The sequence below is a fragment of the Streptomyces sp. NPDC059452 genome (assembly GCF_042750035.1).
Classification (GTDB): domain Bacteria; phylum Actinomycetota; class Actinomycetes; order Streptomycetales; family Streptomycetaceae; genus Streptomyces.
In genome coordinates this window covers 14,521-27,578 of sequence record NZ_JBHYVE010000053.1, presented here as the reverse complement: position 1 = coordinate 27,578, position 13,058 = coordinate 14,521, and the positions used below count along the sequence as shown (strand labels likewise).

Below are 13,058 nucleotides of genomic sequence, written 5' to 3'. Positions count from 1 at the left end.
TGCAGGGGGGACCCTGTGGGAGAGTAGGACGCCGCCGAACAATTATTGTGGGAAAGCCCCGCACCCTTGTGGTGCGGGGCTTTTCTGCGTTCCGGGCCCGGCTCCTTGCCCCGGCCGACGGCAGGGCCGGCAGGCCGGGAAACTCGTGGCGGCCGCGATTATGCGCATCCCCGGATCCCGTGTATGGTTTACCTCGTTGCCACAGCGCAGCGAGGCCCCAATAGCTCAGTCGGTAGAGCGTCTCCATGGTAAGGAGAAGGTCTGCGGTTCGATTCCGCATTGGGGCTCAGAGAGAAAGTGAAAGGCCCCCGCCACATGGCGGGGGCCTTTCACTTTTGCCGGTCTCGGGTCAGAGGCGGGGCGGCTCCGGGACGCGCATCGCCAGGATGGCCATGTCGTCCGATGCGGGCTCCGCCGCGAAGCGCTCCACGGCCCGCAGGATGCGTGCGGCGACCGCTCCGGCCGTCAGGCCCGTACAGGTCGACAGGACGTTCGCGAGGCCGTCGTCGCCGAGCATGCGCGTGCCCTCGCGGCGTTCGGTGACGCCGTCCGTGACGCACAGGAGGACGTCGCCCGGGTCGAGGGTGACCTCCTGCTCGTACAGCTCCAGGTCGTCCAGGACGCCGAGCAGGGGCTGCGGTTCGGCGGCTGCCTCCACGGAGCCGTCCTGGCGCAGGCGCAGCGGCAGCGGGTGGCCGGCGCAGACGAGCTTCAGGAGGGCGCTGCCGTCCTCCTGGGGCCACAGCTCCCCGTAGAGGAGAGTGAGGAAGCGGCTGCGGGCGCCCTCGTCGAGGATGGCCGCGTTGAGGCGCTCCAGGACCGCGGGGCCCGTGAAGCCCTCGCGGGCCAGCAGGCGCAGCGCGTGGCGGGCCAAACCGGTGACGGCGGCCGCCTCCGGGCCCGTACCGCAGACGTCGCCGATGGCGAAGCCGTACGCACCGTCGTGGATCGGGAAGACGTCGTAGAAGTCGCCGCCGACCTCGTTGCCCTCGCCCGCCGCGCGGTAGAAGACCTCGATCTCGACGTTCTCGATGTCGGGGAGGCCCGGGGGCAGCAGGCTGCGCTGGAGGGACTGGCTGATCGCCATGCGCTCCGAGTACAGACGGGCGTTGTCCAGGGCCAGGGCGGCTCTGCGGGAGAGGTCCTCGGCCAGTTCCAGGATCTCCTGGCGGAAGTGGTCGTCCGAGGGCTTCCCGAGCGTCAGCATGCCGATCACGCGGTTCCGGGCGACCAGCGGCAGGACCACCGTCTCACCGCCGACCGCCTGGGCCGTGGCGAGGATGGTGCGGGTGGCCGTGGACATGCTCAACGGCGCGTCGTGGTCCAGGCTGCGGGTGGACGTGGAGAGAGCGGCGCGGTGGCCGGCCTCGGACGGGGCGGCCCAGATGCGGGCGCCCGGCGTCGGGACCGGGTCCGGCGGGGCGATCTTGGAGAGCAGGGCCTTGAGGCCGTCGATGAGGTCCTCGTCCTCGTGGAGCACGTACGAGAGGTACGGGTCCGAGGACTGGTCCGCGATCGTGTAGACCGCGCACCAGGTGGCCAGGGTCGGGACCGTCATCTGGGCCATCAGCGCCAGGGTCTGGTCCCGGTCGAGCGTGCCGGCCAGCAGGTCGGAGGCCTCGACGAGGAAGGAGAGGGAGCCGCGGCGGAGCCGTTCCAGCTCGCCGAGGCGGGCGGACTCCACGGCCAGCGCGATGCGGTCGGCGGCGAACTGGAGGCGCAGGGCCTCCTCGTTCGAGTAGCGGCCCGGGGCCTCCGCCGCGACGCCCAGGGAGCCGGTCAGACGGCCCTCGACCTTCAGCGGGACCGTGACGACCGAGCGCATCCCGGTGTCGGTGAGGAGCGGTACGGCGCCGGGTACGGCAGTCAGGTCCTCGTGGACGGCGGGCATCCGGGCGGAGCCGTAGCGGCCCGTCCCGGCTTCCACGGGGACCCGGGCGAAGCGCTGACGGGCCGAGGGGAGGCCCGTCGTGGCGCGGACCTCCAGCTCCGTCTCGTCGTCCGTGGCGAGGAGGAGGAAGGCGGAGTCCGCGTCGAGCATGTCGCGGGCCCGTTCGACCGTCCGCTGGAGCAGGCCGTCCAGGTCGTCGGGGGCGGGTGAGCCGATGAAGACCTCGAACGGGTCCGTACTGCGGTTCTCGGACGAGGAGTCGGAGACCGGGGTGCGGACCGGGGACTGCAGGACGGCGCGCTCGTAGTCGCGGACGAGGAGGCAGACCGTGGACGGTTCGCCGTCGGTGTCGCGGACCCGCAGGTGCGAGGCGTAGACGGGGATGACCCGGCCGTCGGCGCAGCGGATCCCGTAGCTGCCCTCCCAGCGGGAGAGCTGGAGCGCGTCCGCGATCCCGGTGTTGGTGCCGGGGGTGTGCGGCCAGGCCACGAAGTCGGTGAGCTGCTTGCCGGAGACCTGGTCCGCCGCGTGCCCGAAGAGGAAGGCCGCGTCGTCGTTCCACGCGGCGATCGAGCCGGAGTGGTCGATCTGGACGACCGCCACCCGTACGCGCTGGTCCGTGACGGGCAGCAGCGCGGTGGGCAGGAGCGGTCCTGCGGAGCGGATGCCGACCGGGCGCTCGGGCAGGTCCAGCTGAAACCAGACATGTTTGCGGGTGGGGGTGTACTCGACGCCCCAGCGGGCGGCCAGTGCGGCGCAGAGCAGCAGGCCCCGGCCGTTCTCGCGGTCCGGGGAGCCGAAGTCGAGGCCGTTGCTCTGGAGCGGGACCTCACGCTCCGGATAGTGGTCGGCGACCTCGACGCGTACGCCGTCCTCGGTGCGCAGGCAGAGCACGTCGGCCGCCGTGCCCGCGTGGATCACGGCGTTGGTGACGAGCTCGCTGGTGAGGACGACGGCGTCGTCGACGACATCGTTGTACCCCCACCCCTGGAGGGTGTCCCGGACAAAGGCGCGGGCGGTCGCGACCGAGCGCCCGACCGGTTCGAAGGTGGCGGCCGCGCGCGCGGTGATCACAGCACTCCCCATATGGTGTCTCGTCGCTTCCCCGAGTCCTGTGCCCGTTTATCGCCGCTTCGATTCGCTTGCCAGGCTAGACGTTCGTCGAGGGTGCCGGGTACACGAGGGCCGAGATCGGGACAGGACGGTGCGGGAGTCGTGCGCGGGCGCACGAGTATGTCTCCCGGTGGCAGGGACGGGGTGTGAGTGGGGGAGGTTGCCCGGCGACCTGTTCCGGCCTGGTACGTTGCAACGATTTGACGTCCGCCCGGCCACCCGTTGACGGTGTGCTGTGGCGGTGAGCCAAAGTGGAACTGGGCAAGCTTCCGGATAGGCCCGAGCGAAACGGTCAACCCCTGCGGGAGGGACACGGTGGAGTCTGGCGTGGCGGCGCGGGGTTCAGGAACGCGTACAAAAGGCGGACAGTCCGTGAAAAAGCAGCGCAATGGCACCGTCGAAGTCGACGCGGCAGCTCTGAACAGGCTGCTCGCGGGCCTCGTGGCGATGCGCGACGGCAACTTCCGCCGGCGGCTCACGGTCTCCGGCGACGGCGTGATGACGGAGATCGCGGCGGTCTTCAACGAGGTCGCCGACCGGAATCTCCACCTCACCGGTGAGCTGGCGCGCGTACGGCGGGTGGTCGGGCGTGAGGGCAAGCTCACGGAGCGGCTGGAGACGGGGGCCTGCGAGGGCTCCTGGGCCGCCGCGATCGACGCCTCCAACGAGCTCGTCGACGATCTCGCGCGACCGGTCTCCGAGGTGGGCCGGGTGCTGTCGGCGGTCGCCGACGGTGACCTGGAGCAGCGGATGGAGCTGCGGTCGCACACGACGGACGAGACGGTACGCCCGCTGCGCGGCGAGTTCCTGAAGGTCGCCCGTACGGTCAACAACCTCGTCGACCAGCTGTCGGTCTTCACCGAACAGGTGACGCGCGTCGCGGTGGAGGTGGGCACTGAGGGCAAGCTCGGCGGCCAGGCCCAGGTGCGCGGGATGTCCGGGTCCTGGAAGGACCTCACGGACTCCGTCAACACCATGGCGTACCGGCTGACCGCCCAGGTCCGTGACATCGCGCTGGTGACGACGGCGGTCGCCAAGGGCGATCTGTCGCGGAAGGTCACCGTCCATGTGGCCGGCGAGATGCTTCAACTGAAGAACACCGTCAACACGATGGTCGACCAGTTGTCCTCGTTCTCCTCCGAGGTGACGCGCGTCGCCCGTGAGGTGGGTACGGAGGGCGAGCTGGGCGGTCAGGCGACCGTGCCGGGCGTGGCCGGGGTGTGGAAGGACCTCACCGACTCCGTCAACACGATGGCGGGCAACCTCACCTCCCAGGTGCGCGGCATCGCTGAGGTGACGACGGCGGTCGCCAGTGGTGACCTGACGCAGAAGGTCACGGTGAGCGCGCGCGGCGAGGTCGCCCAGCTCGCCGAGACGATCAACCAGATGACCGAGACGCTGCGCACCTTCGCGGACGAAGTGACGCGGGTGGCGAGCGAGGTCGGTGGCGAGGGCCTTCTCGGTGGCCAGGCGCAGGTGCCGGGGGCCGCGGGGACGTGGAAGGACCTCACCGACTCGGTGAACACGGTCTTCCGGAATCTGACGACGCAGGTGCGTGACATCGCCCAGGTGACGACGGCGGTGGCCAGCGGCGACATGTCGCAAAAGGTCACGGTCGATGTGGCCGGGGAGATGCTGGAGCTGAAGAACACCGTCAACACGATGGTGGACCAGCTCCAGTCCTTCGGTTCCGAGGTGACCCGGGTGGCCCGCGAGGTCGGCGTCGAGGGCCGGCTCGGCGGTCAGGCCGAGGTGCCGGGCGCCGCCGGGACGTGGAAGGACCTCACCGACTCGGTGAACACAGCGTTCCGCAACCTGACCGGTCAGGTCCGTGACATCGCGCAGGTGACCACGGCCGTCGCCAACGGTGACCTCTCCCAGAAGGTCACCGTGGATGTGGCCGGGGAGATGCTGGAGCTGAAGAACACCGTCAACACGATGGTGGCGCAGCTCTCCAGCTTCGCCGACCAGGTGACGCGGATGGCCCGGGACGTGGGCACCGAGGGCCGCCTCGGCGGCCAGGCGCGGGTGGACGGTGTCTCCGGTACGTGGAAGGAGCTGACGGACTCCGTCAACTTCATGGCCGGGAACCTCACCTCCCAGGTGCGGCAGATCGCCCAGGTGACGACGGCGGTGGCGCGGGGCGACCTGTCGCAGAAGATCGACGTGGACGCCCGGGGCGAGATCCTGGAGCTGAAGAACACGATCAACACGATGGTGGACCAGCTCTCCGCCTTCGCCGACCAGGTGACCCGGGTCGCCCGCGAGGTGGGTACGGACGGGCGGCTCGGCGGTCAGGCGCAGGTGCCCGGTGTGGCCGGAGTGTGGCGCGATCTCACCGATTCGGTGAACGGGATGGCGGGGAACCTGACCGCTCAGGTCCGTAACATCGCGCAGGTCGCCACGGCGGTGGCCCGCGGTGACCTGTCGCAGAAGATCGACGTGGACGCGCGCGGCGAGATCCTGGAGCTGAAGAACACCCTCAACACGATGGTGGACCAGCTCTCCAACTTCGCGGAGCAGGTGACGCGGGTCGCGCGTGAGGTGGGTACGGAGGGGATCCTCGGCGGTCAGGCCGAGGTGCAGGGCGTCTCGGGTACGTGGAAGGACCTCACCCAGTCCGTCAACGGCATGGCGAACAACCTGACCCTTCAGGTCCGTAACATCGCCGAGGTCACCACGGCGGTCGCCAAGGGCGATCTCTCCAAGAAGATCACCGTGGATGCCAAGGGCGAGATCCTCGAACTGGTGACGACCGTCAACACGATGGTCGACCAGCTGCTGAACTTCGCGGACGAGGTCACGCGCGTGGCGCGCGAGGTGGGGACCGAGGGCATCCTCGGCGGCCAGGCACGGGTGCGCGGGGCCACCGGCATCTGGAAGGACCTCAGCGACAACGTCAACCTGATGGCCAACAACCTGACCAGCCAGGTACGGAACATCTCCCGGGTCTCCTCGGCGGTCGCTACCGGCGATCTGACGAAGAAGGTCACCGTGGAGGCGCGCGGCGAGGTCGCGGAGCTGGCCGACACCGTCAACACCATGGTGACGACGCTGTCTTCTTTCGCGGACGAAGTCACACGTGTGGCCCGCGAGGTGGGTACGGAAGGTGAGCTGGGCGGCCAGGCCCGCGTGCCGGGCGTTTCGGGTACGTGGAAGGACCTCACCGAGTCCGTGAACTCGATGGCCTCCAACCTGACCGGCCAGGTGCGGCAGATCGCCACGGTCACCACGGCCATCGCCAAGGGCGACCTGACCAAGAAGATCGACATTGACGCTCGCGGCGAGATCCTGGAGCTCAAGAACACCATCAACACGATGGTGGACCAGCTCTCCTCGTTCGCCGATCAGGTCACCCGGGTCGCCCGCGAGGTGGGCACGGAAGGGCAGCTGGGCGGTCAGGCGCGGGTGCGGGACGTGGACGGCACCTGGCGCGACCTCACCGAGTCGGTGAACGAGATGGCCGGGAACCTGACCCGTCAGGTGCGCGCCATCGCGGCCGTCGCCACGGCGGTGACCCGCGGCGATCTCAACCTGAAGATCGACGTGGACGCGGCCGGGGAGATCCAGGTCCTCCAGGACAACATCAACACGATGATCGCCAACCTGCGCGACACCACGCTCGCCAACAAGGAGCAGGACTGGCTCAAGGGCAACCTCGCCCGGATCTCCGGTCTGATGCAGGGCCGCCGCGATCTGGACGACGTGGCCTCGCTGATCATGAGCGAGCTGACGCCGGTGGTCTCCGCGCAGCATGGCGCGTTCTTCCTGGCCATGTCGCCGGGCGACTCGGACGAGGTGGGTCCGGACAACGGTGACGACGGCTCGTACGAGCTGCGGATGCGGGGGAGTTACGGCTACTCCGCCGGGTCGATGCCGACCTCGTTCCGGCCCGGTGAGACGCTCATCGGGACGGCGGCCGAGGAGAAGCGGACCATCCAGGTCGACAATGTGCCGCCGGGGTACCTGAAGATCTCCTCCGGTCTCGGCGAGGCGCCGCCCGCGCATGTGATCGTGCTGCCGGTGCTCTTCGAGGGCAAGGTCCTCGGTGTCATCGAACTGGCCTCCTTCCAGCCGTTCACGCACATCCAGCGGGACTTCCTCAACCAGCTCGCCGAGATGATCGCGACGAGCGTCAACACGATCAGCGTCAACACCAAGACGGAGAAGCTCCTTGAGCAGTCCCAGGAGCTGACCGAGCAGCTGCGCGACCGCTCGCAGGAGTTGGAGAACCGGCAGAAGGCCCTCCAGGCGTCCAACGCCGAACTGGAGGAGAAGGCCGAGCTGCTGGCCCAGCAGAACCGCGACATCGAGGTGAAGAACACCGAGATCGAGGAGGCGCGGCAGGTCCTGGAGGAGCGTGCCGAGCAGCTCGCGGTCTCGATGCGCTACAAGTCCGAGTTCCTGGCGAACATGTCGCACGAGCTGCGTACGCCGCTCAACTCGCTGCTGATCCTGGCCAAGTTGCTGGCGGACAACGCCGAGGGCAATCTGTCGCCGAAGCAGGTCGAGTTCGCCGAGACGATCCACGGGGCCGGTTCCGACCTGCTCCAGCTGATCAACGACATCCTGGACCTGTCGAAGGTCGAGGCGGGCAAGATGGATGTCAGCCCGACCAGGATCGCGCTGGTCCAGCTGGTCGACTACGTGGAGGCGACCTTCCGCCCGCTCACCGCGGAGAAGGGCCTCGACTTCTCCGTACGGGTCTCGCCGGAGCTTCCCGCGACGCTGCACACCGATGAGCAGCGCCTCCTCCAGGTGCTGCGGAACCTGCTCTCCAACGCGGTGAAGTTCACCGACAGCGGGGCGGTGGAGCTGGTGATCCGGCCGGCCGGTGCCGATGTGCCGAACGCGATCCGGGAGCATCTGCTGGAGTCGGGTTCGCTGCGCGACGCGGACGCCGATCTGATCGCCTTCTCCGTCACCGACACCGGGATCGGGATCGCCTCCAGCAAGATGCTGGTGATCTTCGAGGCGTTCAAGCAGGCGGACGGTACGACGAGCCGCAAGTACGGCGGCACCGGTCTCGGGCTCTCCATCAGCCGGGAGATCGCGCGGCTGCTCGGCGGCGAGATCCATGCGGCGAGCGAGCCGGGCCGGGGCTCGACCTTCACCCTGTACCTGCCGCTGCACCGCGCCGAACTGCCCCCGCAGGGCTACCCCCAGGTCGGTTCCGGTTCGGCCGAGGGGCTGGGCGGCGGCTCGGAGAACGGGCAGGCGCAGCAGAGCGGGGACTCCGCCCCGCTGGGGGACCCGGCCAACTCGGCGGGGATGTTCCGGCGGCGGCGCAAGGCCCTCGGGGAAGCGGCCCGGCGGCCCGCGCTGCCCGCCGGTCGGCCCACGGGGGAGAGCGCCCCGCAGGAGGAATGGGTGCAGGGGAGCCCGGCCGGTGCGGAGGATGCGCCGGAGCCCCGGCGGACGTTCCGGTTCCGCGGCGAGAAGGTGCTCATCGTCGACGACGACATCCGTAATGTCTTCGCGCTCACCAGCGTGCTGGAGCAGCACGGTCTGACCGTGCTGTACGCGGAGAACGGCCGTGAGGGCATCGAAGTCCTGGAGCAGAACGACAATGTGACGGTCGTACTGATGGACATCATGATGCCCGAGATGGACGGCTATGCGACCACGACGGCGATCCGGAGGATGCCGCAGTTCTCCGGGCTGCCGATCGTCGCGCTCACCGCGAAGGCGATGAAGGGCGACCGGGAGAAGGCGATCGACTGCGGCGCTTCCGACTATGTGACGAAGCCGGTCGACCCTGATCATCTGTTGGCAGTGATGGAGCAGTGGATGCACGGAGAGTGATCGGATTTTGAACGAACTGCGCTGAGTTGCTGACCGACTGTGCTCGAACGGGTGTGAACTCGCCGTATTCGGGGAACCTTCTGGTCTCCCACCGCGTTTGCGGTATGTGCACAGTGACATCGCGGTGACAGGGTGTGGTGACGGGCGGGGTGCGGCTACCATGACCGGCACAAGGACGGACGGCGTAAGGGAGTCGTCCCCTGGGGCGGCACCCGGTGCATTTCCGGGGCGAGGAGGACGGGCCATGGTGCAGAAGGCCAAGATCCTCCTGGTCGATGACCGGCCGGAGAATCTGCTGGCGCTGGAGGCCATCCTCTCTGCGCTCGATCAGACACTGGTCCGGGCATCGTCAGGGGAGGAGGCGCTCAAAGCGCTGCTCACGGACGACTTCGCGGTCATTCTGCTGGACGTCCAGATGCCGGGCATGGACGGTTTCGAGACCGCCGCCCACATCAAGCGGCGCGAGCGGACCCGGGACATCCCGATCATCTTCCTCACCGCGATCAACCACGGCCCGCACCACACCTTCCGGGGCTATGCGGCCGGAGCGGTGGACTACATCTCCAAGCCGTTCGACCCGTGGGTGCTGCGCGCCAAGGTCTCGGTCTTCGTCGAGCTGTACATGAAGAACTGCAAGCTCCGCGAGCAGGCCGCGCTCCTGCGCCTCCAGCTGGAGGGCGACGGCCACACGGGCAACGGGCACGAGAAGGAGCCGGCCGGTCTGCTGGCCGAACTCTCCGCGCGGCTCGCGGCGGTCGAGGAGCAGGCGGAAGCGCTCTCCAAACAGCTCGACGACGAGTCGGCCGACGCGGCGGCCGTCGCCACGGCGGCCCATCTCGAACGCAAGCTCACCGGCCTGCGCCGCGCGCTCGACGCGCTGGAGCCGGGCACGGGCGGCAGCGGCGGGGTCCTGCCCGCGCAGAACTAGCGTCGTCCGTCGGCTTGATCGGAGAGTGTCGTCCTCCGGCCGGATCGCAGACGGCCCGGGCGCGGACGCGGGAGGATCAGAGGCTGATCGGGCACGGGACGCCGGAGCTCCGGGCAGCGTCCGGAACGCTCCGTGCCATGAGGGCACGTCAGTTCCCGGTTCCCCTGCGACGACACGGTTGGGTGAACCAGTAGGCGAACGTGTTCACGGGCGTCGACAGCGGTAACCTCGGCACCATGGCCTCACGTACGTCCGGCAAGGGTTCCCAGGGCACGGCGGGCACCGCGAAGCGCGTCGGCCGTACTCCCGGGCCGGCCAAGAAAGCCGCGCCCGCCAAGAAGACCGCCCCGAAGAAGTCCAGCGCGCCCGCCAAGAAGGCTCCCGCGAAGAAGGCGGCCGCCAAGAGGCCCGCGCCCAAACCGGCACCCTCCCCCACCAACGGCATCTACCGGCTGGTGCGCGCGATCTGGCTGGGCACGGCGCACGGCGTCGGTGCGGTGTTCCGCTCCATAGGGCGCGGTGCGAAGGGACTTGACCCCGCCCACCGCAAGGACGGCCTGGCCCTTCTCCTCCTCGGCCTCGCGCTGATCGTGGCCGCCGGCACCTGGTCCAACCTCCAGGGGCCGGTCGGTGACCTGGTGGAGATGCTGGTGACCGGGGCGTTCGGCCGGCTCGATCTGCTCGCGCCGATACTGCTCGGCGCGATGGCCGTACGGCTGATCCTGTATCCGGAGCGGCCCGACGCCAACGGCCGTATCGTCATCGGGCTTTCCGCCCTGGTCGTCGGCGTCCTCGGGCAGGTCCACATCGCCTGCGGTTCGCCGGGCCGCGAGGACGGCACCGAGGCGATGCAGGACGCGGGCGGGCTGGTGGGCTGGGCCGCGTCCAAGCCGCTGATCTTCATGATGGGCGAGGTGCTGGCCGTACCGCTGCTGGTGCTGCTCACCGTCTTCGGGCTCCTCGTCGTCACCGCGACCCCGGTCAACGCCATCCCGCGCCGGCTGCGGCAGCTCGGCGTCCGGCTCGGGATCGTGGAACCGGCGTACGAGCCCGGCGAGGGGTACGAGGACGACGACGAGCGCTACGACGAGCAGTGGCGCGAGGCGCTGCCCGCCGGGACGCGGCGCGGCTCCGCACGCCGGCAGGCGCCCGACGCCGATGACGCCGGGTACGACCACGACAGCGCCGAGGCGGAAGCCCTCACGAAGCGCCGGAGGCCCCGCAGGCCCGCCGCGCAGCCCGTGATGAACCGGCCCCTGGACGCGGTGGACGTCGCCGCGGCCGCGGCCGCCGCGCTCGACGGGGCCGTACTCAACGGGATGCCGCCCTCGCCGGTCGTCGCCGACCTGACCCAGGGCGTCTCGGTGGACCGGGACCGCGAACGTACCGGGACACCCGTGCCCGGGGCCCGGGAGCACGGGCGGGACAGTGGCGCGGGCAAGGACCGGGGGGCGGGCCGGGCGGGGGCCGCCGTGCCCGGTGACCCCGGTGGCGTACCCGATCTGACCAGAGCCGTACCCGATCTGACCAAGCCCGCGCCCGAGCGGACCGGCGACCTGCCCGCCCGCGCCGAGCAGCTCCAGCTCTCCGGGGACATCACGTACTCGCTGCCCTCGCTCGATCTGCTGGAGCGCGGCGGGCCCGGCAAGAGCCGCAGCGCCGCCAACGACGCCGTCGTCGCCTCGCTGACCAACGTCTTCTCCGAGTTCAAGGTCGACGCCGTCGTCACCGGCTTCACCCGGGGGCCGACGGTCACCCGGTACGAGATCGAGCTCGGCCCGGCCGTGAAGGTCGAGAAGATCACGGCGCTGGCCAAGAACATCGCGTACGCCGTCGCCAGTCCGGACGTACGGATCATCTCGCCGATCCCGGGGAAGTCCGCCGTCGGCATCGAGATCCCCAACTCCGACCGGGAGATGGTCAACCTCGGTGACGTCCTGCGCCTCGCGGACGCGGCCGAGGACGATCACCCGATGCTCGTGGCGCTCGGCAAGAACGTCGAGGGCGGCTACGAGATGGCCAACCTCGCGAAGATGCCGCACGTCCTGGTCGCCGGTGCGACCGGCTCCGGTAAGTCCTCCTGCATCAACTGCCTGATCACCTCGATCATGGTGCGGGCCACCCCGGAGGACGTCCGGATGGTCCTCGTCGACCCCAAGCGCGTCGAGCTGACCGCGTACGAGGGCATCCCGCACCTGATCACGCCGATCATCACCAACCCCAAGAAGGCCGCCGAGGCGCTCCAGTGGGTCGTGCGCGAGATGGACCTGCGCTACGACGACCTGGCCGCCTTCGGCTACCGGCACATCGACGACTTCAACCACGCCGTGCGCACCGGCAAGTGCAAGACGCCCGAGGGCAGCGAGCGGGAGCTGTCGCCGTACCCGTATCTGCTGGTGATCGTCGACGAGCTGGCCGACCTGATGATGGTCGCCCCGCGTGACGTGGAGGACTCGATCGTCCGCATCACCCAGCTGGCCCGCGCCGCCGGAATCCACCTGGTGCTCGCCACCCAGCGCCCCTCGGTCGACGTGGTGACCGGTCTGATCAAGGCGAACGTGCCCTCCCGGCTCGCCTTCGCCACCTCCTCCCTCGCCGACAGCCGGGTCATCCTCGACCAGCCCGGCGCCGAGAAGCTCATCGGCAAGGGCGACGGGCTCTTCCTCCCGATGGGCGCCAACAAGCCCACCCGTATGCAGGGCGCGTTCGTCACCGAGGACGAGGTCGCCGCCGTCGTCCAGCACTGCAAGGACCAGATGGCCCCGGTCTTCCGGGACGACGTCGTGGTCGGTACGAAGCAGAAGAAGGAGATCGACGAGGACATCGGCGACGACCTGGACCTGCTCTGCCAGGCCGCCGAGCTGGTCGTCTCCACCCAGTTCGGCTCGACCTCGATGCTCCAGCGCAAGCTGCGCGTCGGCTTCGCGAAGGCGGGGCGGCTGATGGACCTGATGGAGTCCCGCAACATCGTCGGACCCAGCGAGGGGTCCAAGGCGCGCGACGTCATGGTGAAACCGGACGAGCTCGACGGGGTGTTGGCCGTCATCCGCGGGGAATCCGCTCCCTGAGGGTGGCCGGTTCCGCAGGGGTGGCCCGTCGCCGGGAGCGGCGGGCCGACTCCGTACAGGTGAATCCATCCGTAAAGGTTTCGTGGGCAACCGTTTCGCGCGGTCGTACGTCCAGTTGGAGGGAGGGGCGGATCGATGCTCGTCCCGCCCGCCCAGCCCGTTGTTCCCCACCCTGTTCGGCCCACTCCAGGTTGCCCAGTCCTCGATCGGGGCACGGTCCCGCCCCCGCTCCGCCCGCGGAGAGGTCCGCGGG

At 69.6% G+C, this 13,058-nt stretch carries 4 protein-coding genes and 1 tRNA gene; 4 read left to right on the top strand and 1 reads right to left on the bottom strand.

The window, feature by feature from the left end:
• The first annotated feature begins 214 nt into the window (after positions 1-214).
• Positions 215-287 (top strand) — tRNA-Thr (locus ACFW9Z_RS35655).
• 62 nt (positions 288-349) lie between these two features.
• On the opposite strand, the gene ACFW9Z_RS35650 is transcribed toward ACFW9Z_RS35655, so the two are convergent.
• Positions 350-2,977, bottom strand: coding sequence for a SpoIIE family protein phosphatase (locus ACFW9Z_RS35650; RefSeq protein ID WP_384647792.1), 2,628 nt, complete (start codon positions 2,975-2,977; stop codon positions 350-352).
• Between the two features lie 399 nt (positions 2,978-3,376).
• On the opposite strand from ACFW9Z_RS35650, the gene ACFW9Z_RS35645 reads away from it, so the two are divergent.
• The 3 genes from ACFW9Z_RS35645 to ACFW9Z_RS35635 all read left to right on the top strand — a co-directional run bounded on the left by ACFW9Z_RS35645 (position 3,377) and on the right by ACFW9Z_RS35635 (position 12,805).
• Entirely contained in the window at positions 3,377-8,809 is a 5,433-nt protein-coding gene (locus tag ACFW9Z_RS35645; RefSeq protein ID WP_384647790.1) for a HAMP domain-containing protein, read from the top strand.
• Between the two features lie 244 nt (positions 8,810-9,053).
• Positions 9,054-9,737: a two-component system response regulator gene (locus ACFW9Z_RS35640; RefSeq protein ID WP_384647788.1), complete on the top strand. Its 684-nt coding sequence runs from the start codon at positions 9,054-9,056 to the stop codon at positions 9,735-9,737.
• 236 nt (positions 9,738-9,973) lie between these two features.
• Positions 9,974-12,805, top strand: a complete 2,832-nt coding sequence (locus ACFW9Z_RS35635; RefSeq protein WP_384647786.1) for a DNA translocase FtsK — start codon at positions 9,974-9,976, stop codon at positions 12,803-12,805.
• Positions 12,806-13,058 lie beyond the last annotated feature (253 nt).